The sequence below is a fragment of the Cupriavidus sp. 10L45 genome (assembly GCF_056395225.1).
In genome coordinates this window covers 113,924-138,067 of sequence record NZ_JBFTJC010000009.1, presented here as the reverse complement: position 1 = coordinate 138,067, position 24,144 = coordinate 113,924, and the positions used below count along the sequence as shown (strand labels likewise).

At 67.4% G+C, this 24,144-nt stretch carries 26 protein-coding genes; 6 read left to right on the top strand and 20 right to left on the bottom strand.

Going from position 1 to position 24,144, the window contains the following annotated elements:
* Positions 1-87 precede the first annotated feature (87 nt).
* On the top strand, positions 88-909 hold the full coding sequence (locus tag AC1DFU_RS17430) for an IclR family transcriptional regulator (protein ID WP_092290486.1): 822 nt from the start codon (positions 88-90) through the stop codon (positions 907-909).
* 12 nt (positions 910-921) lie between these two features.
* On the opposite strand, the gene kynA is transcribed toward AC1DFU_RS17430, so the two are convergent.
* Genes kynA through kynB form a run of 3 tightly spaced genes read right to left on the bottom strand, consistent with a single transcriptional unit; the run spans position 922 to position 3,759 of the window.
* Positions 922-1,806, bottom strand: a complete 885-nt coding sequence (gene kynA / locus AC1DFU_RS17425) for a tryptophan 2,3-dioxygenase (protein ID WP_092290484.1) — start codon at positions 1,804-1,806, stop codon at positions 922-924.
* Between the two features lie 12 nt (positions 1,807-1,818).
* On the bottom strand, positions 1,819-3,072 hold the full coding sequence (kynU, locus tag AC1DFU_RS17420) for a kynureninase (RefSeq protein ID WP_092290482.1): 1,254 nt from the start codon (positions 3,070-3,072) through the stop codon (positions 1,819-1,821).
* A 30-nt stretch (positions 3,073-3,102) separates the two neighbouring features.
* A complete protein-coding gene (gene kynB / locus AC1DFU_RS17415; protein WP_092290480.1) occupies positions 3,103-3,759 on the bottom strand; it encodes an arylformamidase in 657 nt (218 codons plus the stop codon).
* A gap of 157 nt (positions 3,760-3,916) precedes the next feature.
* On the opposite strand from kynB, the gene AC1DFU_RS17410 reads away from it, so the two are divergent.
* Positions 3,917-4,405, top strand: coding sequence for an Lrp/AsnC family transcriptional regulator (locus AC1DFU_RS17410; RefSeq protein ID WP_092290478.1), 489 nt, complete (start codon positions 3,917-3,919; stop codon positions 4,403-4,405).
* Between the two features lie 19 nt (positions 4,406-4,424).
* Here AC1DFU_RS17410 and AC1DFU_RS17405 read toward each other — a convergent pair whose 3' ends face one another.
* The 6 genes from AC1DFU_RS17405 to AC1DFU_RS17380 all read right to left on the bottom strand — a co-directional run bounded on the left by AC1DFU_RS17405 (position 4,425) and on the right by AC1DFU_RS17380 (position 12,261).
* On the bottom strand, positions 4,425-4,988 hold the full coding sequence (locus tag AC1DFU_RS17405; protein WP_092290476.1) for a flavin reductase family protein: 564 nt from the start codon (positions 4,986-4,988) through the stop codon (positions 4,425-4,427).
* 226 nt (positions 4,989-5,214) lie between these two features.
* A complete protein-coding gene (locus tag AC1DFU_RS17400; RefSeq protein WP_092290474.1) occupies positions 5,215-6,291 on the bottom strand; it encodes a DUF72 domain-containing protein in 1,077 nt (358 codons plus the stop codon).
* A gap of 5 nt (positions 6,292-6,296) precedes the next feature.
* Positions 6,297-7,538, bottom strand: a complete 1,242-nt coding sequence (locus AC1DFU_RS17395; protein ID WP_441590609.1) for a class I SAM-dependent methyltransferase — start codon at positions 7,536-7,538, stop codon at positions 6,297-6,299.
* 148 nt (positions 7,539-7,686) lie between these two features.
* A complete protein-coding gene (gene pdxH, locus AC1DFU_RS17390; protein WP_092290875.1) occupies positions 7,687-8,325 on the bottom strand; it encodes a pyridoxamine 5'-phosphate oxidase in 639 nt (212 codons plus the stop codon).
* Positions 8,326-8,418: 93 nt separating this feature from the next.
* Positions 8,419-9,615, bottom strand: coding sequence for an MFS transporter (locus tag AC1DFU_RS17385; RefSeq protein WP_092290470.1), 1,197 nt, complete (start codon positions 9,613-9,615; stop codon positions 8,419-8,421).
* 321 nt (positions 9,616-9,936) lie between these two features.
* Positions 9,937-12,261 (bottom strand): AsmA family protein, encoded by a 2,325-nt coding sequence (locus tag AC1DFU_RS17380; protein WP_441590607.1) that lies wholly within the window; start codon positions 12,259-12,261, stop codon positions 9,937-9,939.
* A 237-nt stretch (positions 12,262-12,498) separates the two neighbouring features.
* Between AC1DFU_RS17380 and AC1DFU_RS17375 the strand changes: the two genes are divergently transcribed.
* Positions 12,499-13,383 (top strand): tRNA threonylcarbamoyladenosine dehydratase, encoded by an 885-nt coding sequence (locus tag AC1DFU_RS17375; RefSeq protein WP_092290465.1) that lies wholly within the window; start codon positions 12,499-12,501, stop codon positions 13,381-13,383.
* Positions 13,384-13,407: 24 nt separating this feature from the next.
* Here the strand turns inward: AC1DFU_RS17375 and AC1DFU_RS17370 are convergent, their stop codons facing one another.
* Positions 13,408-13,986 carry a P-loop nucleotide/nucleoside kinase family protein gene (locus AC1DFU_RS17370; RefSeq protein WP_092290463.1) on the bottom strand — a complete coding sequence of 193 codons (579 nt, stop codon included), beginning with the start codon at positions 13,984-13,986 and terminating at the stop codon, positions 13,408-13,410.
* A 154-nt stretch (positions 13,987-14,140) separates the two neighbouring features.
* On the opposite strand from AC1DFU_RS17370, the gene AC1DFU_RS17365 reads away from it, so the two are divergent.
* Positions 14,141-14,599, top strand: coding sequence for a bacteriohemerythrin (locus tag AC1DFU_RS17365; RefSeq protein ID WP_092290461.1), 459 nt, complete (start codon positions 14,141-14,143; stop codon positions 14,597-14,599).
* A gap of 18 nt (positions 14,600-14,617) precedes the next feature.
* On the opposite strand, the gene trxA is transcribed toward AC1DFU_RS17365, so the two are convergent.
* Positions 14,618-15,463, bottom strand: a complete 846-nt coding sequence (trxA, locus tag AC1DFU_RS17360) for a thioredoxin (protein ID WP_092290459.1) — start codon at positions 15,461-15,463, stop codon at positions 14,618-14,620.
* Positions 15,464-15,654: 191 nt separating this feature from the next.
* Here trxA and AC1DFU_RS17355 point away from each other — a divergent pair, with 191 nt between their 5' ends.
* Entirely contained in the window at positions 15,655-17,352 is a 1,698-nt protein-coding gene (locus tag AC1DFU_RS17355) for a long-chain fatty acid--CoA ligase (protein WP_441590604.1), read from the top strand.
* Positions 17,353-17,364: 12 nt separating this feature from the next.
* On the opposite strand, the gene AC1DFU_RS17350 is transcribed toward AC1DFU_RS17355, so the two are convergent.
* Complete coding sequence (locus tag AC1DFU_RS17350) at positions 17,365-18,177, bottom strand: ankyrin repeat domain-containing protein (RefSeq protein ID WP_092290455.1); 813 nt, start codon at positions 18,175-18,177, stop codon at positions 17,365-17,367.
* A 28-nt stretch (positions 18,178-18,205) separates the two neighbouring features.
* Entirely contained in the window at positions 18,206-19,000 is a 795-nt protein-coding gene (locus AC1DFU_RS17345) for a gamma-glutamylcyclotransferase (protein WP_092290452.1), read from the bottom strand.
* Between the two features lie 148 nt (positions 19,001-19,148).
* On the opposite strand from AC1DFU_RS17345, the gene AC1DFU_RS17340 reads away from it, so the two are divergent.
* Positions 19,149-19,469, top strand: a complete 321-nt coding sequence (locus tag AC1DFU_RS17340) for a hypothetical protein (protein ID WP_441590603.1) — start codon at positions 19,149-19,151, stop codon at positions 19,467-19,469.
* Positions 19,470-19,547: 78 nt separating this feature from the next.
* Here the strand turns inward: AC1DFU_RS17340 and AC1DFU_RS17335 are convergent, their stop codons facing one another.
* The 7 genes from AC1DFU_RS17335 to AC1DFU_RS17305 form a co-directional block, all read right to left on the bottom strand.
* Positions 19,548-19,895, bottom strand: coding sequence for an FKBP-type peptidyl-prolyl cis-trans isomerase (locus tag AC1DFU_RS17335; protein ID WP_092290448.1), 348 nt, complete (start codon positions 19,893-19,895; stop codon positions 19,548-19,550).
* A gap of 58 nt (positions 19,896-19,953) precedes the next feature.
* Positions 19,954-20,502 carry a YaeQ family protein gene (locus AC1DFU_RS17330; RefSeq protein ID WP_092290873.1) on the bottom strand — a complete coding sequence of 183 codons (549 nt, stop codon included), beginning with the start codon at positions 20,500-20,502 and terminating at the stop codon, positions 19,954-19,956.
* A 150-nt stretch (positions 20,503-20,652) separates the two neighbouring features.
* Positions 20,653-20,961 (bottom strand): hypothetical protein, encoded by a 309-nt coding sequence (locus AC1DFU_RS17325; RefSeq protein WP_092290446.1) that lies wholly within the window; start codon positions 20,959-20,961, stop codon positions 20,653-20,655.
* 177 nt (positions 20,962-21,138) lie between these two features.
* Positions 21,139-21,723 (bottom strand): YceI family protein, encoded by a 585-nt coding sequence (locus tag AC1DFU_RS17320; protein ID WP_441590600.1) that lies wholly within the window; start codon positions 21,721-21,723, stop codon positions 21,139-21,141.
* 1 nt (position 21,724) lies between these two features.
* Positions 21,725-22,111: an MAPEG family protein gene (locus tag AC1DFU_RS17315; RefSeq protein ID WP_092290442.1), complete on the bottom strand. Its 387-nt coding sequence runs from the start codon at positions 22,109-22,111 to the stop codon at positions 21,725-21,727.
* 38 nt (positions 22,112-22,149) lie between these two features.
* A complete protein-coding gene (locus tag AC1DFU_RS17310) occupies positions 22,150-22,374 on the bottom strand; it encodes an RNA-binding S4 domain-containing protein (RefSeq protein ID WP_092290440.1) in 225 nt (74 codons plus the stop codon).
* Positions 22,375-22,376: 2 nt separating this feature from the next.
* Positions 22,377-24,134 (bottom strand): glutamine--tRNA ligase/YqeY domain fusion protein, encoded by a 1,758-nt coding sequence (locus AC1DFU_RS17305; RefSeq protein ID WP_441590598.1) that lies wholly within the window; start codon positions 24,132-24,134, stop codon positions 22,377-22,379.
* Positions 24,135-24,144: the final 10 nt, after the last annotated feature.

Sequence of the window (24,144 nt, the reverse complement as noted above, 5' to 3'; positions counted from 1 at the left end):
CCGAACCGATCCGCAGTGCAACAGGGGGTGGACCCGATCCCGCCCTGCCGCACGCCAGGTGGATCATCCTTCTCATGGAGCCACGCCTTGGCCACTTCCTCATTGCCCGCCCCGGCGGCAAACGCCGATACCGAGCGCCCCGCGCGCGAAAGCGATCCGAACTTCGTGACGGCGCTGGCGCGCGGCCTGGAACTGCTCCGTTGCTTCCGCACCGGCGAGGCGATGCTCGGCAATCAGGATTTCGTGCGCCGCACCGGCTTTCCGAAGGCGACGGTCAGCCGGCTGGCCGGCACGCTGGTGCAACTGGGCTACCTGCGCTATGACGACAGCCTGGGTAAATACGCGCTCGATGCCGGCGTGCTGGCGCTCGGTTTCTCGTATTTATCTGCCTCGGACGTGGTGGCGCTGGCGCGTCCCCACATGCTGGCGTTCGCGCAGGCGTATGGCGTGTCGGTGTCGCTCGGCAAGCGCGAGCGGATGGAGGTGATCTATCTCGAATCGATACGAAATGACGCCGGCGTGATGCTCGGCCTCGGCGTGGGGTCGCGGCTCTCGCTGATGTCGAGTTCGATGGGGCGCGCCTATCTGGCCGCGCTGCCGGCCGCGCGACGCGAGCGCGTGCTGGGCGAATTCGCACTGGCCTATCCGGAGCAGTGGAAGCAGCAGGAGGCGCCGATGCGCGCCGCGCTGGCCGAGGCTGAGCGGCTGGGTTATTCGGCCTCGTTCCGGGACTGGCATCCCGCTATCCACGCCTGCGCCGTGGCGTTCCGGCCGGTGGGGGAGAAGGACCTGCACATGATTAGCTGCAGCGCGTCGTATGGCACGGTGGCCGAGCAGGTGTTCCACGAGACCCTGGCCCCGGCGCTGCAGGCGCTGGGCGCGCGGCTGTCCGACCCCGGCGCGCGCTGATTGGACGCAAGTTCAAAGGTCCGTGCGCAGCTTCCACAGTTCCGGGAACAGCACCACGTCGAGCATCTTGCGCAGGTAGCCGACGCCCTCGGTGCCGCCGGTGCCGCGCTTGAAGCCGATCACGCGCTCCACCGTGGTCACATGGCGGAAACGCCATTGCCGGAACGCATCCTCGAGGTCGACGAACTTCTCGCCCAGCTCGTAGAGCTCCCAGTATTTGGACGGATTGCGATACACCTCGAGCCAGGCCGTCTCCACGGACGCGTTGTAGATCGTCGGTTGGGTCCAGTCGCGCTCCACCACCTCGGCGTCGATCTGGAACCCGCGCCGCGCCATCAGGCGGATCGCCTCGTCATACATCGACGGCGTGTGCAGCGCGGCATCCACCAGCGCCAGATGCTCGGGCCGGTGCGCGTGCGGGCGCAGCAGCGCCGCGTTCTTGTTGCCGAGGATGAACTCGATCTCGCGATACTGGTACGACTGGAACCCCGATGACGCGCCCAGGTAGGGCCGCATCGCCGAATACTCGGGCGGCGTCATTGTCGCCAGCACGTTCCACGCCTGCACCAGTTGGTCCATGATGCGCGACACGCGCGCCAGCATCTTGAAGGCCGGGCGCAATTCGTCGTTGCGCACGCCATCACGCGCGGCGCGCAGCTCGTGCAGCATCAGCTTCATCCACAGTTCCGTGGTCTGGTGCTGGACGATGAACAGCATTTCGTTGTGGTCCGGCGAGCGCGGATGCTGGGCGCTCAGGATCTGGTCCAGACCCAGGTAGTCGCCGTAGCTCATGTCCTGCGCGAAGTCCATCTGCGCGCCGTGCCACTTGTCGTCCGCCGCATCGCCGGTGTTGGCCGATGCGCCGTGTCCCATCGGACATCCCTTGAATTCGCTCATGGTCCGCTCCGCTCAGGTCACTGCCGTCCGCACGGCGAAGCGCGCGTCGCGATAGGCGCCGCTGTCGAGCACGTCTCGCAGAATCTCCACGGCGTCCCAGACTTCCGTGAAGCTCGTGTAGAGCGGCGTGAAGCCGAAACGGGCGATGCCGGGCTCGCGATAGTCGCCAATCACGCCACGTTCGATCAGCGCGGCGACCAGCGCGTAGCCGTCCGGATGGGCGAAGCTGACCTGGCTGCCGCGCCGGGCGTGCTCGCGCGGCGTGACCAGGGTCAGCGGGTGCGTGGCGCAACGCGCCTCCACTAGCGCGATAAACGCATCGGTCAGTTTCAGGGACTTCGCGCGCAGCGCGGTCATGCTGGTCTGGGCGAAGATGTCCAGCCCGCATTCGACCATCGCCAGCGAGGTCACCGGCTGCGTGCCGCACAGGAAGCGGCCGATGCCCTCGGTGGGGCGGTACTGCGGCGACATCGCGAACGGCGCCTGATGGCCCCACCAGCCGGACAGCGGCTGCCAGAACGCGTCGCGCAGCGCCGGCGCCACCCAGACGAAGGCCGGCGAGCCGGGGCCACCGTTCAGGTACTTGTAGGTGCAGCCAATGGCGTAGTCGGCGCCGGCCGCGGTCAGGTTCACCGGCACCGCCCCGGCCGAGTGGGCGAGATCCCACACCGTCAGCGCGCCGCGCGCGTGGGCCAGTTCGGTCAGTCCGGCCATGTCGAGCATCTCGCCGGTCTTGTAGTTGACGTGCGTCAGCATCAGCACAGCGGTGTCGGGGCCCACGGCGGCTTCGATCTCGGCCGGGCTGTCCACCAGGCGCACCGAGTAGCCTTGCTGGAGCAGGTCGGCCAAGCCCTGGGCGATGTAGAGGTCGGTCGGGAAGTTGCTGGCCTCGGAGACGATCACGCGGCGTGCCGGGTCGCGTTGCTGCTGCACGCGCAGCGCGGCGGCCAGCACCTTGAACAGGTTGATCGAGGTCGTGTCGGTGACCACCACCTCGTCGTGCCCGGCGCCGATCAGCGGGGCCAGCCGGTTGCCGAGCCGGCGCGGCAGATCGAACCAGCCCGCCGAATTCCAGCTACGGATCAGGCCCTCGCCCCATTCGGCGGACACCACTTCGGCGGCGCGCGCGGCGGCGGCACGCGGACGGGCGCCGAGCGAATTGCCATCGAGATAGATCACGCCGGCAGGCAGCGCGAACTGCTCGCGCAGGCCGCGCAGGGGGTCGTCACGGTCGAGCGCGACGCAGTATTCACGGGTCAAATTCATGGGCTGGAAATCAGACGATTCTGAAAAAGGTCAGGCGAGGGCGCGCAGGATGGCGCGTACCGGGCTGGCATCGAGCGTGGCAAGGCGCAGCGGCAGGGCGATCAGTTCGTAATCACCCGCCGGCACGTCGTCGAGCACGATGCCTTCGAGAATGGCAAGCCGGTGGTCGCGCACGGCGTGGTGCGCGTCCATCGTCTTCGAGTCCTGGGGGTCCAGCGAGGGGGTGTCGATGCCGACCAGCTTCACGCCGTGGCGGGCCAGCAGCGCGATCGTCTCGGCGGCCACCGCGCAGAAGCCCGCATCCCACGTGCCCTGCGGCGCCGTGGCGTAGGTGCGCAGCAGCACGCGCGGCGGCGTGCCGGCCAGCGCGGCTTCCACGTGGCGCGGCAACACGTGCGGGCCGGCGCCGATGCAGTCGATCACGCGGCACGGGCCGAGGTAGGCGTCGAGCGGCACCGCCCCAATCGGCGCGCCACCGGCCACGTAGTGGAGCGGGGCATCCGCATGGGCGCCCGTATGGGGCGACATCGTCATCCGGCCGACATTGACCGGGCACTGGCCATCCATCACCCAGGCGGGATCATGCTGGAACGGGGTGTCGCCGGGCCACACCGGCGTGGCCGGTGAGACGGGCGGGGTGATGTCCCAAATACGGCGGGCATCGTGAAAATCGGGGGCGTGGGGCATGGGGGCGGCCGGGATCGTGTGGATCGTCGTTCGATGACCGCATCATAGTCAAAAGCGCCCAGAAGAGGCTTGCGAAATGCCCCGTCTGGCCGGGCATGTTTCGCATAAAATTGTGTGGATCTAACTGTAACTCGCAGATTCTGCGAAAAAGACCGGAATGACCCTCGACCCCATCGATTTGCGCATCCTCACCTGCCTGCAGGAGAACGGCCGCATCAGTAATCAGGATCTCGCCGACAAAGTGGCGTTATCGCCCTCCGCGTGCCTGCGGCGCGTGCGCTTGCTGGAGGAGCAGGGGGTGATTGGCGGCTATCGCGCGTGGTTCGATGCCGAGCGGCTGGGGCTGGAGATCGAGGCGATCGTGCAGGTGTCGATGCGCCACGACCTCGAAGGCTGGCACGACACCTTCAACGCGGCCGTGCAGGCGTGGCCGGAAGTGCTGACCGCCTATGTGATTACCGGCGACAGCAACTACATCCTGCGCGTGCAGGCGCGCAACCTGAAGCACTACTCGGACTTCATCGTCAACCGGCTCTACCGCACGCCGGGGGTGATGGACATCCGCTCGAACATTGTGCTCCAGCGGATCAAGACGGATGGCTCGCCGCTGGCGGCGTTGCATGCCGACCAGGGCGGGAAAGCGTAGAAACGGGAAGGGGACCGGCTTAGCGGTCCAGTGGCGAGACCGTGGAGAACTGGCCGCCCTGGAACACCAGCGGCTGGCCGCCGCAGTCCTGCAGGCCGCAGCGCTCCACTTCGCCGACGAAGATCACGTGGTCGCCTTCGTCGTAGCGGCTGCGGTTATGGCATTCGAACCAGGCCAGCGCGTTGGCGAGGATCGGCAGGCCGGTTTCGGAGAGGCGGTAGTCCACGCCGGCGAAGCGGTCGCCCTTGAGCGAGGCGAAGCGCTGGCATAGATCCATTTGCGACGCGCAGAGCACATTGATGATGTAGTGCGTGCCATCGCGGAACATCGGCAGGCTGTTGGCGCGGTTGGCCATGCTCCAGAGCACCAGCGGCGGGTCCAGCGAGACCGAGTTGAACGAGCTGGCTGTGATGCCGACGAACGGCGCGCCGTTGGCGTACGGATGCCCCGCCGCGCGCGTGGTGATGACGGTCACGCCGGTGGCGAACTGCGACAGCGTCCGCTTGAAATGCTGCGAATCGAAGTCGGGCGAGGCGGCCTTGCGGCCCGTGATGGGGTCGTCGTCCTCGGCAGGCATGCCCATGTCTCGGGCTCCACACAAATCCATGATTTTCATTGCATCGTCAGCCGGTACGCCTTGTACGGATGTCACCTTGCGCCGCGCGCAGGGGCGCGTCGGTGGGATTTCGTACAAAACGGTCCGGAATCGCGGCGGCCGAAACCCGGCGCCGATCGTCCCCCGATTGTAGCGGAGTCCGGACATTTGGCCCGACGGTAGGGTCTTTCGCGCCGGCTGGCCCGATACGCGTTCAGAGCCGGTCCGCGATGGCCTCGGCCAGCCGCGCGATGCTCAGCGGCGCGCAGCCTTCGGCGTTGTTGCTGACGATCACGTAGGCCGGCTGGCCCGTGCGCAGCGTGCGCGCCACCACATCGGCAATGGCGTCGCGCGTCTCCGGGTCAGGTTCGACGATCTTGTCGAACGGGCCGTAGGCCTTTTCGGCCATCGCATAGGAGCGGCCTTCGCGCAGCATCCAGCGCAGCACCAGCGGGCCGGGCGCGCCCTCGTCCATCAACGCCTGCGCGGCGGACTGGCGGGCCACGGGCGGCAGGCGGTCGCGCGCGGCGAGGCAGAAGCGCACGCCACGGTCCCGCAGCAGGCGGATGTAGCGCGGCGTGAGCAGGGCCGCGTCGCGGATCTCCACCGCGTAGCAGGCGTGCGGGGTCAGGGTGGGGTCCAGCGGCGGCAGCGCGGCCAGGAAGGCGTCCAGCCGGGCGAGGAAGGCGGGGCCGTCATCGCCCACGCCCGCCAGCGGCGACAGTTGGAACAGCAGCGGCCCGCAATGCTGGCCGAGCCCGCCTGTGGCCGGCACGATGCAGTCCCGGATCGCGATCTCGGGGTTCAGGAAGCCCGCGTTCGGCAGCCGCCCGGCGCCATCGGGCCCGCGCAGCCAAGCATCGCAAACGCTGGCCGGCGCCTTGACGAGGAAGCGGAAGCCCTCGGGCACCTGTGCCGCATACTGCATATAGTCGGTCAGCGGGATCGGCCCGTAGAAGCCCCGGTCGATCCCCGCCGCGCGCAGCAGCGGATGCTGGCCGCAGGCGCGCAGCCCCTTGCGCGAGAGCAGGCTCTCGGTGTACTGGCCATCGTAGACCAGCCCGTGCCAGCCCGGATATGACCACGACGAGGTGCCGAAATGGAGGTTGGGCGGCAGCCGCTGGCCGAGCGCGACCAGCGCGGCGTCGGGCGTCCACGGCGCGACGACCTTGCCGGCGGGCTTCTTCTTGGGAAGTTCGCCAGCCGCAGGATCGGCGGCTGGCGAGGGTTCGGAGGAGGCGGGGAGCGGCGATGCGGGTGCATCGCCGAACAGGTCAAGCGTATCGTTCAATCGATTCAGACGGCATTGCCGATCGTGGCGTCATAGATATAGCGTCGCGACCAAGGCAGGGTGTCGGCCGGGCGGCGCGCCTTGTGGCACACCACCTGGTAGATCGACATCTGGTCGGTCGTGAACGCGTGGGCGGTACCGGCCAGGTAGATGCGCCAGATGCGGTATTTCTTCTCGCCGACCATCTTCCGGATCGTCTCGCCGTTGGCCTCGAAGTTGTTGGCCCAGTGGAACAGCGTCTGGGCGTAGTGCCGGCGCAGCAATTCTACGTCGAAGCCCTCGAGCCCGCCCTGCTGCAGGGTCTGGAGCACCATGCCGATGTGCGGCAGCTCCCCCTGCGGGAACACGTAGCGATCCATGAAGCCCGAGCCGTCCATCGGCACCTCGCCGCTGTGCGGGTCGGTGGAGGTGATGCCGTGGTTCATGGCCACGCCGTCGTCCGCCAGCAAGTCGCGAATGCGGCCGAAATAGGCCGGCAGGTTGGCCTTGCCCACGTGCTCGAACATGCCGACGCTGGTAATGCGGTCGAACTTGCCGGCGGTGTCGCGGTAGTCCTGGAGGCGGATCTCGATGCGGTCAGACAGCCCCGCGGCGCGCACACGCTCGGTGGCGAGGTCGAACTGGTTCTGCGAGAGCGTGATGCCCACGCAGCGCGCGCCGAACTTCTGCGCGGCGCGCAGCACCAGCGCGCCCCAGCCGCAGCCGATATCAAGCAGGGTCTGGTCCGGCTGGAGCCGGATCTTGGTCAGGATGTGGTCGATCTTCTTCAGCTGCGCGGTGGCGAGGTCTTCATTGCCGTGCTCGAAGTACGCGCACGAATAGACCATGTTCGGATCGAGCCAGAGGCGGTAGAAGTCGTTCGAGACGTCGTAGTGATACTGGATCGACGCCTGGTCTTCCTGCTTGGTATGGGTGAAGTGCTCGGCCACACGGGCGAGGGCGCCGCCGGCACTGCGCGCGGCTGCGGCGGAGAAGCCGAAGGCGACGTTGATGATGTCGGCCAGGCGGCCTTCGAGGTCGATCTTCTCCTGGACATACGCCTCGCCGAGGTTGTCCAGGCTGGGTACCAGCAGCAGCGGCAGGGCGGTGGCCTCGCGTACCGTCAGGGTGACGTCGGGCTTCTCGAAATGGCCGAGCGGGTACTCTTTGCCATTCCAGAGCCGGAGCTTCACCGGCAGGTTGGCGTGCTCGCGCACGTCGGCGATCCAGCTGTCGAGCTGCTTGTCCAGGGCTTGTTTGAAAAACATGCGGCTTCCTCCCGAATTGGTTGCGGCACACCTCTCGTACGACCCTAAAACTTTACGCCAAAAGTTTGGATTGTGCAGTGCGCGTCCCCGGACGCCGCTTTCTGCCGCGTACTTGTCTGAACAGGCAGACAAGTACGCGGCGCGGGATTCAGGGCGACAGCCGCACGATATTCCAGCTGCCGTCGTCTTGCTTGCGGTAGCCGATGCGGTCGTGCAGGCGCGACGGGCGGCCCTGCCAGAACTCGATCCAGGTGGGCGCCACGCGATAGCCGCCCCAGTGCGCGGGGCGCGGCGGGTTCTCGCCGAACTTGCTGCGGAAGTCGGCCTCGCGGGCCTCGAGCACGTCGCGGCCGGGCACCTCGCGGCTTTGCTCGGACGCCCACGCGCCCAGCCGGGAGCCAAGCGGGCGCGAGGCGTAATACGCGTCGCTCTCGGCCTCATCCACCTTTTCCACGATGCCTTCCACGCGCACCTGCCGCTCGAGCTGTACCCAGTGGAACAGCAGCGCCGCGCGCGGATTGGCCTGCAGGTCGAGCCCCTTGCGGCTCTCGTAGTTGGTGAAGAACGTGAAGCCGTTGGCGTCCATGCCCTTCAACAGCACGATGCGCGCGGACGGCTGGCCGTCGGCGTGAACCGTGGCGAGCGTCATGGCATTCGGCTCGGGCAGCTTGGCCTGGAGCGCCTCGTCGAACCAGGTCTGGAACTGGCGGATCGGGTCGGCGGCCACGTCGGATTCGGAAAGCGCGCTCAGCATGTAGTTGCGGCGCAGGTCGGCTAGTTGGGTCATGTCGCGATCACGAAGGAAGATGCACTTCGAGTATAGCGAATGCGCCGCGCAGCGCATTTGCGGTGTCGCAAATCGCCGCGCTTGTTTTAAGCTTTATTCGATCTCCGCCACCCGCGGCTTGCGGGACTGGTTGCGGGAGTAATAGCCCGCCATGCCCATCGCGCCCGCCATCGAGAGGAAGATCGGCAACATGCCGAGCGCCGTGCCGACCACACCGAAGGTCAGCGGCCACACCACCTGGCTGGTGTTGAGCACGGCCGAGCGCAGCCCAAGGGCCTCCCCGGCGCGGCCCGAGGGCGAGGCGGTATGGAGGATGTTCATCACATTGGGCTGTGCGCTGCCGAGCGCGAGGCCCAGCACGAAGGCCAGCCCGCACATCAGCCAGAATTCGGCGACGAAGGGGTAGACGAGGTAGGCCATGGCGCCCACCATTAGCGCGGTCCGAATGATCTTCCATTCAGACAAATGGCGCGATACCAGCGGCATGGCAATGCGGATGGCCAGCGTGGCGAGGGCGAACGCGCCGAGCACCCAGCCGATGGACGACGGCGACAGGCCGATGCGCGAGCCCTGGATCGGGATCAGGAACGCGTGCAGGTCCCACGCGGCCGAGAGCACCGCGCTGGCGATAAACACCGCGCGCAGTTCGGGATGCTGGAGCAGGTCCAGCGTGGAGCGGCGGCTGCCGTCCTCCACCGCGATCCGCCCGGCGTTGCCGCCCGTGGCCGGCAGGCGCGGCCGCACGTACTGGAGCCCGGCCTGGCCGAGCAGCGCCACCACCACCAGCACGCAGAACGCGGGCCGGAAGCCAGCGTGTTCGATGACATAACCCATCACCACCGGGCCGAGCGTGCCGGACACGGACAGCCCGAGCGCGTGATAGGTGTAGTTGCGCAGCCGCGTGTCCGGCGTGGAGACCTGCCCGATCAACAACTGCATGGCCACCTGGACCAGCATGAAGCCGACGCCGATCAGCGCGCACGCGACGTAGAGCGCGCCGATTTCCGGCCAGATCGCCGGCAGCAGCGTGCCGCCCACCACCATCAGCGAGCCCGCCGTCATCGGCAGGCGTGGGCCGATCTCGTCGATACGGCGCCCGGCGCGGATCGCCAGGAACATCGGCAGCAGCGCATAGAGCGCCATCAGCATGCCGAGCGTGACCGTGGAGGCTTTGAGCGAGATTGCAAACAGGGAAACGACGACGCGACTGGCGTTGAACGCCACGTGATTGCACACCGTCAGGGCGATCAGCCAGCTGATCGGCGGAACGGCGGCGTGAGGCAACGTCATGGGACGGGGCAGGTAGGGGGGAACTGCGTGGATCGCGCCGCCGGCAAGGTCTCCGTCCGGGTCGAAAAGTGCGCGAGAAAAAATAAGTGCGGCCGTGGCCGCACCTCACAAGGGCACCGTCACCGGACTGGAACCGGCAGCGACGACCGATGCATGCCATTCTGTTCAATGCTTTGCTTGTAAATGGCCGTTTAATTATGCGACCGTCCCGGGTCCGGACACAATGGTCATGTGGGGGGAAGTGCAAATCCGCAACACCCGGGGCCGATAGATACGGATCGGATGTTGCGGATTTCGTCGAATGACGAGGTGAGGAGGGCCTTATCCGCCCTGATAAAGCTGCGCGTCGTTGGACGGCTGCATCGGCTTCTGCTGGACCGATGGCGTGGGCTTGCGCGGCTCGGTCGGCGCCGGGCCCGGCTGGCCCTGCGCGGCGGCCGACTTCGACGGCGACTCGGGAATCGCCGGGCCGGCGGCCTGCTTGCCGGCGCCGCCGGTGGCCGGGTCCTGATAGCTCTTGCCCGGCGGTGGGGCGGTCGGGCGCTTCTTCAGCTCGGCCAGCAGGCGGGCGCACTGGCTTTCGTCGCCGCCGGGTGAGAGGTCCAGCAGGGGCACCACCAGCGCCACCGGCGCGGTCAGCGCCAGCGCCAGCGCGCCGCCCGCCCGCAGGGCCAGCACGGCGATGTTCGGGCTCACCGTTGGGTTCTTGAACGTGCCGCCCACATACAGCGGCGACCGCAGCGAGATGATCCGCAAGCCCTTGGAATCGGGATGGATGGTCAACGCCAGCCGCTCCTCGCCGAAGTCGATCGCGCCATCGGTGGTGATCACGGCGTCCTGGGTGTCGAGCACGAAGGTGCGGGCCCGGGCGATGCCGTCCTTGACCGCGAAGTCGCTCACGCCGCAGTTGATCTGCACGGGTTTGTCGCCGAACAGCTTGGAAACCACCACGCTGCCCACGTTCAGGCCGATGGCCTCCAGGATGAACTTGCTGACCGTGCCGTTCTCCACCAGCAGCTTGGCCTCGCCGTTCGACGAACCCATCAGCGCGGCGACCGAGTTGCCGGTGCCGGACAGCTTGGCGCTGCCATTCACCTCACCAACGCTGGCGCGCATCGAGTCCGCCTTCGGGAACAGTTGCTTGAGCTTCAGGTGGCGCGCGGTCATGTCGACCATGGCGCCCATCGGCTCGCGCTTGCCGTCCAGCCGGATCGTGGAGACGAGGTTGCCGCCGGCCACGCCGAAGTTGAGCGGGTCGAGCAGCAGCACGCCATCGGTCAGCTTCAGGTGGGTCTTCAGGTCGGTGATCGGCAGGTCTTCGTCGCGGACGATGCGCTTGCCGGTGAACGTCACGTCGGCGTCGATCTCATCCCAGCGCTCGGTGCGGAACGGCGCCACCGGCAGCGCCTTGTTGGCTGGCTGCTTGACCGGGCTCTCGGAGGCAGCCTGGCCGGGCTTGGCATCGGCGCCGATCAGCGGCGCGAGGTCGGCGAACAGCAGTTGCTTGGACACCAGCTCGCCAGACAGCAGCGGGCGCGGCGAGCGCTGGGCGAAGGTGAGCGTACCGCCCAGGTCGCTGCCGCCGACCTTGCCGGTGAAGTCCCGATACGTATAGGACGACGCCCCTTTCTTGAGCGTGGCCACAAGCCGGCCGCGCGTTTCATACGGTGGGGTGGAGGGCAGCACGATGCCGGTCAGCGCGTAGAGCTTGGCCATGTTGTCGCCGGACAGCATCAGGTTGACGTCGAGCGCGCCCAGGTGGGCCGGGTTGGTCAGCGTGCCTTCGATGACCGCGCGGGTGGCGCCCACGCGCACATCGGCCTGCACGGGATAGGGCGTGTTGACGTCGCGCAGGCTCAGTACCGTGCCGGCCTTGCCGCTGGCGTTGATGGTGGCCTGGTTGTAATGCCCGACTGCCTTCCAGCGGATGCCGTAGCGGCTGTCGGGCGCGGTGTCCTTGGTGTCTTTGGTGTCCTTCGCGTCCTTGCTGTCCTTGGCGATGGGGGCCGAGGCATCGACGGCCGATGCATCGGTCGGCGGCACCAGCGCGCCATCGCGGGCCTTGTCGTAGAGCGCCTGGTCGCCCACGGTGTCCAGCGTGGCCTGCATGTCGATCTTCTCGGCGGCATCGGCCAGTGCCAGATTGCCGCGCTGCAGCACGACCTCGCCAATATCGAGTTCCCAGCTCGACTTGCCGGTCTTGGGCCCGGTGTCGAAGGTCCAGTTGTTGCGCTTGTCGGCCAGCCGCTCGAGCCAGACGGCCGGGCTGTCCACGACGATGGTCGGCACGGCGATCTGGTGCGCCAGCAGCGGCAGCGGGCGCAGTATGAAGATGACCTCCCGCACGGTGGCCATATTGGGCGCTTTGGCCCAGTCGGGGTTGCCCACGGTAATGTCCCGGGCCGACAGACGCGGCCACGGCACCAGCGTGCGCCAGCCGGCCTCGCCCTGCGCGCGCTTCCAGGTGACGACGAGGTCGCCATTGATCGCAAACGGGCGGCCGATAGCCAGCGACACCTTGTCGTTGAGCCAGGGCTTGAGACGATTCCAATCGAAAGTCAGGATGACGATGACCAGGATCGCAATCAGGGCGAGCGGGGTGAACACGCTCCAGAGAATGATTTTTTGTCGGCGCGAGGCGGGCATGAGGTCGGACTCCTGTTGGCGCGCAGGGCCGGGCCGGCGTGGATAAGCCTGGCCTGCCATGCGGCGGATCAACCACTGCACATCCAATTTTAGGGGAGCGCGCCGCGCCGGCTTGTCGGCCTTGCGCTGACATTGCGGTCGCCGGACCGCCGATTTTTGGCGCCAGCCGGGCCGGCCGGGGTGACATAAAATAGCGAAATTCGCGATTTTTCCGCTTTGCGCGCTCCTCCCCCTGTCATGACCATTGCCGAGCTTTCCGGGCTGCCTGAGCCCCTGACCCACGAGACCCCCGAGGACGACGACTACCACCGGCGTTTCGGCGGCGTGGCGCGGCTATACGGGCCGGATGGCATGGCCCGGCTGGAGGCGGCCAGCGTCTGCGTGATCGGCATCGGCGGCGTGGGCAGCTGGGCGGCCGAGGCGCTGGCGCGCAACGCCGTGGGCCGCATCACGCTGATCGACCTCGACCACATCGCCCCGTCGAACACCAACCGCCAGATCCATGCGCTGGGCGATGCCTATGGCCGCGCCAAGGTGGAGGCGATGGGCGAGCGTATCGTGGCGATCAACCCGCGCTGCCGCGTCTCGCAGATCGACGATTTCGTGACTGAGGAGAACGTCGCCGAACTGCTGAGCGGCTTCGACTACGTGATCGACGCCATCGACGCCGTGAAGATCAAGACCGCCATCCTCGGCTGGACGCGGGGGTCGGGGCGCGGCGCGCGCATCCTCACGTGCGGCGGGGCAGGCGGGCAGCTCGATCCCACGCGGGTGCGGCTCGAGGATCTTTCCCGGACCGTGCAGGACCCGCTGCTGGCTAAGGTGCGCGGCAACCTGCGCCGCCAGCACGGCTTCCCGCGCAACCCGAAGCGGAAGTTCGGCATCCTGGCCGTGTATTCGGACGAACCGGTGCGCTATCCGGAGCCCGAACAGCAGGCTTGCGAGATCGACGAGGCCCCGCCCGCGCCGCGCGAGGCCCCGCAAGGGCTGGCCTGCGCCGGGTATGGCTCGTCGGTGGCGGTGACGGCGGTGTTCGGCTTCGTGGCGGCGTCGGCCGTGATCGGCGCGATTGTGGCCGGCAACGATGCCCGGCCGGCGACCGACGCAGCGGACGAGGATTGAGGACTGAGGATTGAGCGCTGAGCGCTAGCTCGCCAGGGTGCGCAGCAAGCCGTCCAGTGCGGCGGCGTCCGGGGCCAGGTTGTCGAAGAAGATCAGTTCGGGATACTCGGCGGGGTCCGGCATGAAGCGGCGTGTCCGATACGCCTCCCAGTGGGTGAGCTTGTAGGCATCGTTGGGATTACCGCGCCGGACGATGCGCGCGTGCGCCTCGTCCTCGGGCAGGTGCACCCAGACCACCTCCGTGCGCGTGCCGGCCGGCATGTGCAGCCAATCCGGATCGGTCAACTGGTGGGCGCGCACCTCGCGCGAGAGCGGCCCCACCACCAGCACGCTGATGCCGAGCATCAGGTTCTCGCGCGCGGTGTCGAGCAGGCCCTGGTATTCGGGGTCGCGCAGGTTATCCAGATAGGCTGGGCTGTCGCGGTCGTTCGGGTCGCCGGTGATGGCGCCCATCGCCGCCGCGCTGTAGCGCCCATAGAGCGTGTCCTTGTCGAGGATGCAGAACGGCTCGCCGGTGGCCTGCATCAGCGGGCCGATCAGCTTGTGGGACAGCGAGGTCTTGCCGGTGCCGGCGTGGCCGCAGAAGAAAATCAGTCTTGGCATGGCGGGAAGGGGCGCGTCGGCCACAGCGGGGGTGCGAACGGCAAGGATACCCCGCATCGGTCCGATAACGACTCGTAGATTTGCGGAAAATCAGATCGACGCGGCGGGAAATCGGTATCCTTGCCGCGTTACCGACTTGCTCCTTGCCCGCCACATGTCCGCCGCCGCACTCGACACGCAAGATCCCTATCAAGGACTGTCGTCCGAGGGCCTGCCCGAAGCGCTACGCCTCGGGGAGCCCGTGACCGACGCCACCCACGCCGAATTCCTCCAATTGCTCGATGCGGCCGCCCGCGCCGACGACGCCGGCTTCCTGGAAGCCTATGACGCGTGGATCGACCATACGCGCCATCATTTCGCGCAGGAAGAACAGTGGATGGAGGCGATGGGCTTCGGCCCGCGCCATTGCCATGCGGGCGAGCACCAGCAGGTGCTGGCCGTTGCGCAGGCCGTGCGCGACAAGGTGGCGGAGGAGGGGGTGGTGAGCCTGGGACGCCGGCTCGTGGGTGAGCTGTCCGGCTGGTTCGACCAGCACGTGAAGTCGATGGACGCCATGATGGTCGAACACATGCAGGCCAACGGCTTCACGCTGATCGAAGGCCCCCAGGACTGAAGCCGGGGGGCTCCTAGCTCAGTTCAGCGCCGCGCTAAGCTGGCGGCGCCAGCGCGAGACCACGTCGGGCCGGCCGGCAAGCAGGTCGAACACCGACAGCATGGTCTTGCGTCCGATGTCTTCCTCGAAGCCGCGGTCGCGGCGCACGATTTCCAGCAGTTGTTCCAAGGCGGGCTCGTACTCGCGGCGCGCGATCAGCGCGTTCGCCAGGTCGAGCTTCGCGCCCAGATCGGCCGGATTGGCCTGCACGCGGGCGATCAGCGCGGAGGCGTCGGGCAGGTCGTCCACGTGCCGCAGCGCCTCCAACTGAGTCTGCACGGCGGCGTAGCCTTCCTCCTGCGGGGCGCGCGGCGATAGCCGGGAGAACTCGGCCTCGGCGGCGTCGACCTCGTTGTGATCGAGCAGGAAGCTGGTATAGGCCAGCCGTGCATCGTCGGCGCCCGGATCGAAGGCCAGCGCGGCCTGGAAGGCGGCGCGCGCCCCCTCGGCATCGCCAGCGGCCACCAGTTCGCGGGCCTCGTGCAGCGCYTGCTCGCCCGGGTTCGGGGTCAGGCGGTCCAGGAATTCACGCAGGCCCGACTCCGGCAGCACGCCGACGAACTGGTCTACGGCCTGCCCATCGGCAATCGCCACCACATGGGGAATGCTGCGCACGCCGAAGTGCGCGGCCAGCTCCTGGTTCTCGTCCACATTGACCTTGGCGAGCTTCCACTTGCCGCCGGATTCGGCTTCCAACTTCTCCAGCATCGGTCCGAGCGTGCGGCATGGGCCACACCAGGGCGCCCAGAAATCGACCAGCACGGGCACCTGCCGCGACAGTTCGATCACATCGGCCTCGAAATTCTGCAGGGTGACGTCGCTCATGTTCTGCCTTTCGGAATGGTGGAGGCCGGATAGCGGCCGGACCTCCCTATTGTGAGGGCGAAGCCGCGGAAAGCAACCTTTGGCCGACCCCGATCGGGAAAACCTCCGCTTGAAAATAGAACGGTCGTTCAGTTATATTGCCCCTCTGTTGACGAAACCAAAAAGCCGGTCGCAAAGACCCAGGAGACAAGATGACCACCACGCCCGCGCGCCCGCATTTCCAGTTCTGGCCGAAGCGTCTGCCCACGCAGATCGTGCTGCCCGAGACCTCGCTCTGGTACAACCTCGAAGTCTCCGCGCACCGCTACGCCGAGAAGCCGGCGATCCGCTACTTCGGCAATGCCATCACGTTCCGCACGCTGGAGGCGCAGGCCACGGCGCTGGCGGGCTGGCTCCAGCAGAAGGCCGGCGTGAAGAAGGGCGACCGCGTGCTGCTGTATATGCAGAACTGCCCGCAGTTCATCGTCAGCTACTACGCGATCCTGCGTGCCGACGCGGTGGTGGTGCCCGTCAACCCGATGAACCGTGCCGAGGAGTTCAAGCACTACGTGAGCGATGGCCAGGCGCGCGTGGCGATCTGCACGGCAGATCTCGCCGCCGGCGTGGCCCAGGCCAACGCCGAACTGCCGGCCGACCAGCAGCTCCAGCACGTGCTGGCCACGCAGTACGCGGACGCGCTGCCGGCCTCCTACGAACATCCCGAAGACGCGCCGCCCGCGTGGATCACCGCCGAGCATCCGCTGCCGGCAGGTGCCACGCCGTGGGCCGAGGCGCTCGGCGCCGGCCTGCAGCCGGGCCCGCACACCGCCGGCCCGGACGACATGGCCGTGATGCCCTACACCTCGGGCACCACGGGCTTCCCCAAGGGCTGCATCCACACCCATCGCTCGGTCATGCATAACGTGATCGGCGGCGGCACGTGGTCGGGCAGTGGCGCGGAATCGGTGATCCTGTCGGTCCTGCCGCTGTTCCACGTGACCGGCATGCAGTACGGCATGAACGGGCCGATCTACAGCGGCGCCACCGTGGTCATGCTGCCGCGCTGGGACCGCGAAGTGGCCGGCCGCCTGATCTCGCGCTACCAGGTCACGCACTGGACCAACATCCCGACCATGGTGATCGACTTCCTGGGCAGCCCGAACCTGGCCGCCTTCGACATGACCAGCCTGCGCTACATCGGCGGCGGCGGCGCGGCCATGCCGCAGGCGGTGGCCGAGCGGCTCAAGGAACAGTTCGGCCTCAGCTACCTGGAGGGCTATGGCCTCTCCGAGACCATGGCGCCGACGCACAGCAACCCGGCCGAACGCGCCAAGCTCCAGTGCCTGGGCGTGCCGACCTTCAACACCGAGGCACGCGTGATCGACCCCGTCACGCTGCAGGAACTGCCGCCGAACGAAGTGGGCGAGATCATCGTGCGCGGCCCGCAGGTCTTCAAGGGTTACTGGGGCAAGCCCGATGCCACGCGCGACGCCTTCATCGAGTTCGAAGGCCGGACCTGGTTCCGCACCGGCGACCTGGGCCGCATGGACGATGACGGCTACTTCTTCATCACCGACCGCCTCAAGCGCATGATCAACGCGTCCGGCTTCAAGGTCTGGCCGGCCGAGGTGGAAAACCTGCTCTACAAGCATCCGGCCGTGCAGGAGGCGTGCATCATCGGCACGCGCGACGCCTATCGCGGCGAGACCGTGAAGGCCGTAGTGGTGCTGCGCACCGCCGCCAAGGGAAATACCACGCCGGAAGACATCATCGAATGGGCGAAGGAGAACATGGCCGCGTACAAGTATCCGCGCGTGGTCGAGTTCGTCGATGCATTGCCGAAGTCCGGCACCGGCAAGGTGATGTGGCGCCAGCTGCAGGAGAGCGAGAACGCGCGCACCGGCGCGTAATTCGCCTGCCGATCAGTGCCCGCGGGCGCGCATCAGCATCCTGACCATGGTCTTGTAGCCGCGCTCGCGTGCATGGCGGGTGGGCGTGACGCCTTCACGGTCGGCGAGGTTGGCGTCCGCGCCCGCATCGAGCAGCAGTTGCACCACTTCCTCGTAGCGCGCGCTGCCGTCGCCGAGCACCACGGCCTCGAGCAGCGCAGTCCAGCCGAGTTGGTTCACGTGGTCCACGCTGAGCCCGGCCTTCAGTAGCAATTTCACGATTTCGACATTGCCGTGCTGGCTCGCGGCGATCAGCGCCGTGCCGTCGTAGCGGTCGGTGCTGCGCGGGTCGGCGCCGTGTGACAGCGCCAGCCGCAAAATGTCGATCTGTCCCGTGGCAGCCGCCACCAGGAACGGGCTGTTCGACTCCCCATCCTTGCGATTCACATCGGCGCCGGCCATGATCAGCGTGCGCGCCACCTCGTTGCGCCGCATGTAGACGGCGGCCAGCAGCGCGCTGCGGCCGCGTTCGTCCACGGCCTGCATCGACGCCCCGGCAGCGAGTAGCCGATTGACGAGTTCCGAGTCGCCAATGCTGGCGGCGGTGATCAGGTTGCGGTCCAGCGCGGCCATGCCGTCGCTGCGCGGTGGCAGGGCGGGGGAATCGACCGGACGCGGCGAGCGCGGCCCCTGCGCGAGCATGGAGCCGTTGCCGATGCCAGTCAGGGTGCGTGCCAGCGTCTGGCCGCCCTGGCCGGCGAGCAGGCCGCCGCCCATCAACAATCCCAACAACCCGAGCATTTCGGCGATGGCCTGGCGGCGGGGGCGGGTCTGGGAGCGCGTCATGGGGAGGGCGTCGAGGGCGCTGGGTGGCTCAGACGGTTTCGTGCGGCGCGTCGGCGGCGGCGATGCCGTCCGTGCCGTCGGCCTGCATGACGGGCGGCCGGTGGCGGTGCGGGTCGTCCCCGGCCGGGTGCGCGGCATCGGCGACGTCGCTGTCCTGCAGCAGGCGCCAGAGGCGGCCCAGGTAAGGATCGTCCACGCCGTTGGTGGCCAGGCCCAGCAGCGTCTGCTGGAGATATTCGCGCGCCGGGCCGTACAGGCCGCAGGCGTGGCGCAGGCAGTCCACCACGCGGTTATCGGGCAGGCGGCCCGCGTAGGCGGGATGTTCGCGGTTCATCACAAAGGCCAGCGCGCGGGCCTCCGGGGCGTCCGGGTCATTGTCGAGTTTCACGCGCAGCCAGCGCGGATGATAGGCGCCGGTCAGCATCTCGCGGCGCCAGAGCACGCGGAATTCCTGCTCGATCACATGGGCCGGGATGCGGAACACCATGCCGGTGCAGCAGCCGCCCCGGTCCAGGCCGAGCACGAGTCCGGGGTTGTCCCAGGTGCCGCGATTGATCCGGGAATAGAGGTAGAAGCCGCGATGGTAGCCATGCACGGTGGCCAGGCGCCGGTCCGTGTGGACCACCATCGGATTCCAGATCAGCGAGCCGTAGCCGAACAGCCAGACATCGCCGTGCATGGCATCGCCGTCAGGCCGGGCGGCCAGCGTGTCATGGAGCGATTGCTCGATATCGGCCTCAGGCAGCAGCGAGGACGCGACCGGGGTGCTGCACAGCGATGCGCGCAGCCTGTCCGCTTCGAGGTCCTGTCTGGTGATGGCCATGGATGCAAGGATAATCCAAAGCGTATTGATCCGTCGCAAGGAAGCCACAGACGGGGAGTGGGGTGTGTGTCACAGGCAACGGTTTGCCATGCGCCCCCCGGGCCGGCAAGTCTCTACAATGAGGGCCTGACTTCTTGGAGAACCGGTCATGGCGCGTACGCTTACCGTGGTGTTCGGCAGTGGCAAGGAATTCGATTTCGCGCTTGGCGATGCCGAGCTGGCGGCTGTGACCGAGGAGGCCGCGTGGCGCTGGTTCGACCGCGAATATGCCGAACTGGACTGCCAGGCCTCGAGCCCGGTGGGCAAGGTGCTCGTCATCGACAAGATCTTGAACGTGGCCAAGTTCTCGGGCGAGAACCGTTTCAGTGGCAATGCCGAGTGGGCACAGGACTTCGCACGGCACGCCGGCCGGCTGCTGGACCGCGACAAGGTCCGCGTGGACGTGGGGAATGCGGCGATCGGGTTCTGAACCCTCGAGTTTCAGACTCCACGATGTAAAAACGGACGCCGAGGCGTCCGTTTTTATTGGGTCAGGTCAGGCCGAGGCTCAGACCGACAGCAGTTCCACTTCGAACAGCAGCGTGGCGTTCGGCGGAATCACGCCACCGGCGCCACGGGCACCGTAGCCCAGGTCGGCCGGGATCACCAGACGGCGCGTGCCACCCACCTTCATGCCCTGCACGCCTTCGTCCCAGCCACGGATCACGTGGCCGGCGCCCAGCGGGAACACGAAGGGGTCGTTGCGGTCCTTGCTCGAATCGAACTTGCGGCCAGCCTGGTCGTTCTCGTACAGCCAGCCGGTGTAGTGCACGGTCACGTGCTGGCCTGCGCGGGCTTCGTCGCCAGCGCCGACAACGGTGTCTTCGAATTGCAGGCCGGAGGGAGTGGTTTGCATCGCAATCTTCCTGTTTTTGGTTGATGAAGCGTTATCTGGGGCTCGGGCGGCGACCCGCTCAGCCGGCGGCGCGCTGGAGCACGTCGAGCGTCAGCTGCACGTTGTGGTCGTCGTCGCTGACCCAGATCTCGGCGTCCTGGATGGTCACGGACAGGCGCATGGCGCGCTGCGCCATGCCGGCCAGTGCCTCCACGGCTTCCGACGGCACATTGTAAATGGTCACGTTGCGCAGCTTGCTGGCCTTGCCAGCCATGCCCTTCCACCATTCGCGCGCGCTGGCGCTCTGATAGGTATAGACGGTGACGCGGTCCGCGCGGGACGAGGCGCGCCGCAGCCGGGATTCGTCGGGCTGGCCGAGTTCCACCCAGTGGGCGATCTCGCCGGTCAGCGTCTTGTCCCAGAGGTCGGGTTCGTCGGGCTCGTCGAGGCCGCGCGTGAAGGTGAGGGACTCGGACGCCTCGCAGGCGAAGGCCAGCAGGCGCACCATCATCCGCGCGTCGTTCTCGGACGGATGCTGGGCGATGGTCAGCGTATGGCTGCCGTAGTAGGGCCGATCCATGTCCGATACGGACAGTTCGGCCTTGAAGATGGTGGACTTGAGCGCCATGGAATCACGGGAAATGCGGGCTCGCGCCGGCCACGGGATGCCATCCGGCACGGCGCGCGAAGGCCGCATCATACGTGATCCGCGTGGGCAGGCGATGGAAAACCATCGCCCGAAGGTGCGTTGGCGCGCGGAGCCCGGGCGGGCCTTCGCTCAGGACTTGCGCTTGTGGCTGACCCAGAAGCGCAGCACCGCCGACACCAGCACGAGCGCCAGGAACGCGGCGGCCGCCACCAGCGCGAGCCCGGCCTTGCTGTTGATCTGGCCTTCGAGCGCCACGCTGACCAGCAGCGTGCCGACCATGACGGCTAGCAGCGGCAGCAGCAGGGCGCCACGGCCATAGGTCTGGTAGGCCCAGAGCGGGAATTTGCGGACGGTTTGGGCAGGGACGCTGCAGGCCAGGCAGGCGCCGGCTGCGGCCAGGGACGCCGCAACGACGTCTCCGACGTGAATAGTGATCATCTCGACTCGCGAATCGCCGGATACGCTGGGGGCGGAACGCGGCAGGATGGGAACGGGCAAGGCGCTGATTTTACTGAAATTTTTCCCGGCAAAGGTGACGCGGAGTCGTCATCGGGCTCGATATCGGCGATCGATTTCCCCTATTCAGGATGGCGGCGCGCTGCCGTCCGCCCCGGGCTACTGCGCGGGCGTCGCTTCGACGGAAATGTGGAGCGTCACGGTATCGCCGACGTCGGGCAGGAACCGTGTCATGCCGAAGGCACTTCTGGGCAGGCTGGCGTGGAAATCTCCGCCGCAGACGTCCCGGCCCACGCCGAACAGCACCACGCGCCCGCAGCTGAAGCGGTCCGCCTCCAGCCGCAGCGGCCGGGTCACGCCCAGCAGCGACACCTGACCCTCCACGGCCACGAGCTTGCCGCCTTCCACGACGAACCGGTTGCCCTGGAAGCGCGCGACCGGAAAATTCTGGGCATCGAAGAATTGTGGCGAACGCAGCACGCCATCGAGGCTGCGATTGCCGGTGTCGACCGACTCGGTATCCACCGTGAAGTCGATTGACCCCGCCCCGGTGGCCGGGTCATAGACGATGCGGCCATCCAGCTTGTTGAAGCGGCCGCGCACCGTGGTGCGGTCGAAATGGCTCGCGCCGAAGTAGACCGCGGTGTGGGTGGGATCGACGTTGTAGTTCACGGGCGCCGCCCAGGCCGGGAGGCTGGCACCTGCCAGGGCGCCAACGAGGGCAGCGATCAGCAGGGGCCGCATGTCAGTGGACGAACACCGGCAGCAGGAACAGCCCGATCACCGTCAGCAAGCCGATGGTCCAGCACAGCGTGCGCAGCGTGGCCCGGTCGGTCAGGTAGCAGACCGTATAGAGAATGCGGGCGACGACGAACACCACCGCCAGTTCGTCGATCCGAGCCTGCGGCGCGCTCATGTGCGTGGCAATCAACACGCCGGCCGCGAAGAACGGGAAGGCCTCGAAGTGGTTACGGTGGGCGAGGTCGGCGCGCCGCGCCCGCCCACTCTGCTTCTCCAGCCAGCCTCGCGGGTCGTGGTTGTCGAAGCCGCCACGCCCGCCTGCCTTGGCGATGGCCACCGTCAGTACGGGCAGCAATCCCGCCACCAGCACACACCAGAACGCAATCGGCATATCGGTCCTTTGTGTCCCTTCGGTTCTCGGGTTCTATATCAGGCGGCCACCACCTTGATGCGCACGCCGGCCATGGTCACCACCTGCCCGGCGCGGATCTTGGCGGTCTTGCGCGACTCGGCCGCGCCATCCACCGAGACCTCGCCGGCCGCCACCAGCGCCTTGCCGGCGCCGCCGCTGTCACAGACGCCGGCCAGCTTCAGCAGGTCGTTCAGGGCGATGAACTCGCCCTCGAGCGGAAATTTGATCGTTTGTGTCGTCATCGTCACTTGCCCCAGCTATCTTTCAGGCCAACCGTGCGATTGAAGACGGGCTTGCCCGGCTGCGAATCGGTACGGTCTGCCACGAAGTAGCCGTGACGCTCGAACTGGAAGCGGTCTTCCGGCTTGGCGTCGCGCAGGCCCGGCTCCAGGTAGGCCTTGACCACCTTCTTGGAATCCGGGTTCAGCGCCTCGAGGAAGTTCTTGCCGCCGGCGTCGGGGTTCGGGTCGTTGAACAGGCGGTCGTACAGGCGCACTTCGGCTTCGACCGCATGCGGCGCGCTGACCCAGTGGATGTTGCCCTTGACCTTGACGCTGTCCGCGCCCGGCGTGCCGCTCTTGGTTTCCGGCAGGTAGTTCGCGTGCACGGCCACCACATTGCCGTCCGCGTCCTTGTCCACGCCCGTGCACTCGATCACGTAGCCGTAGCGCAGGCGCACCTTGTTACCCGGGAACAGCCGGAAGTAGCCCTTGGGCGGCGTCTCGGTAAAGTCGTCGCGCTCGATCCACAGTTCGCGCGAGATGGGGAACACGCGGCGGCCCAGTTCGGGCTGCTTGGGGTGCACCGGCGCCGAGCATTCCTCGGTCTGGCCTTCCGGGTAGTTGTCCAGGATCAGCTTGACCGGGTCGAGCACGCCCACGCTGCGCGGGGCGCGCGCGTCAAGGTCGTCGCGCACGGCGCCTTCCAGCGTGCTCATGTCGATCCAGCTATCGGCCTTCGACACGCCCACGCGGTCGCAGAACAGCTGGATCGATTCCGGCGTATAGCCCCGGCGGCGGATGCCGACGATGGTGGGCATGCGCGGATCGTCCCAGCCGTCCACGCGGTTTTCGTCCACCAGCTGCTTGAGCTTGCGCTTGCTGGTGATGGCGTAGGTCAGGTTCAGGCGCGCGAACTCGTACTGGTGCGGCAGCGGGTCGCGGAACACGCCAGCTTCGCGCAGGTGCTGGAGCACCCAGTCGTACAGCGGGCGGTTGTTCTCGAACTCCAGCGTGCACAGCGAATGCGTGATGTTCTCGATCGCGTCCGAGATGCAGTGCGTGAAGTCGTACATCGGGTAGATGCACCACGCATCGCCGGTACGGTGGTGATGGGCGTGGCGGATGCGGTAGAGCACCGGGTCGCGCAACACGATGTTCGGTGCGGTCATGTCGATCTTGGCGCGCAGTACGTGCTCGCCATCGCCGTACTTGCCGGCGCGCATGTCGCGGAACAGCGCGAGGTTCTCTTCCACCGTGCGGTCGCGGAACGGCGAGGGCTTGCCCGGCTCGGAGAAGTTGCCACGCGTGGCGGCGATCTGCTCGGCGGTCTGGCTGTCCACATAGGCGGCGCCGCGCGCGATCAGCGTTTCCGCAAAGGCGTACAGTTGCTCGAAGTAGTCGCTGGCGTAGTACAGGTGCGGCTTGCCGCCCGGCGCTTTGGCGTCCCACGAGAAGCCGAGCCAGTGCACGGCGTCGATGATCGAGTCGACGTACTCGGTGTCTTCCTTGACCGGATTGGTGTCATCGAAGCGCAGGTGGCACTGGCCGGCGTAGTCGCGCGCCAGGCCGAAGTTCACACAGATGCTCTTGGCGTGGCCGATGTGCAGGTAGCCGTTCGGCTCCGGCGGGAAGCGCGTGATGACCGGCGGCAGCGCGGCGCCCTGGGTGTCCGTCCGCCCGGCGTAGGTGCCCGCGGCCAGATCCTGGTCGATGATGCTGCGCAGGAAGTTCGAGGAGGCCGGGTTGTCGGTCTTGTCGGTAGGCTTGTTGTCTTGGCTCATGGTGGCGCCG